The organism is Vibrio sp. 1727, from assembly GCF_033344415.1.
Lineage (GTDB): Bacteria > Pseudomonadota > Gammaproteobacteria > Enterobacterales > Vibrionaceae > Vibrio > Vibrio alginolyticus.
This window is the reverse complement of sequence record NZ_JAWPOT010000436.1, coordinates 1-602: the sequence shown is the minus strand read 5'-3', so window position 1 is coordinate 602 and position 602 is coordinate 1. Positions and strand designations below refer to the sequence as shown.

Below are 602 nucleotides of genomic sequence, written 5' to 3'. Positions count from 1 at the left end.
TGCTGGAATCTTGCAAGCGGCCAAGACGAATCGCTACGTCCACACCTTGCTCAATCAAATCCAGCTTTTGGTTGGTCAGCACTAAATCAAGATCCACACGCGGGTACTTTTCCAATAACTGATGCAAAAGCGGCGCGAGGTTCATTTCCCCATACGTCACAGGAGCCGTCACGCGCAGCAAACCGCGCGGTTCGGTTTGCATTTGCGTTACGGCAAGCTCGGCCAGTTCTAACCCTTCCACCAAATGTTTACACTGCTGGTAATAGAGTTGTCCGGCTTCAGACAGGGAGACTTTTCGCGTCGTGCGATGCAGCAATTTCACCGCAAGTCGTTCTTCAAGTGCCGATACCCGACGACTGATTTGTGCCACCGATGTTTTCAGCTTAGCTGCTGCTCCGGTAAAACTGTTGGTTTCCGCCACAGCAACAAATTCGCTTACCCCTTCCCAATTCGCCATGCTGTATTCCTGTCGACCTCTTTTAGACAAATAGTGATGAAAATGTTCTCGTCGCGCTACGCTTTGAAAACGTGAGAATTTTACGCGTCAGGCAACGGACGAAGATCGCCGTACTGCGCATCAAGCTCAATGCCGAAGTATTCTT

General features: G+C 50.3%; 1 protein-coding gene. It reads right to left on the bottom strand.

Annotated elements, in window-relative coordinates:
- The coding region (locus tag R8O10_RS26210) for a LysR family transcriptional regulator (RefSeq protein ID WP_318192096.1) at positions 1-457 on the bottom strand (457 nt) is incomplete at its 3' end.
- Between the last annotated feature and the right edge of the window lie 145 nt (positions 458-602).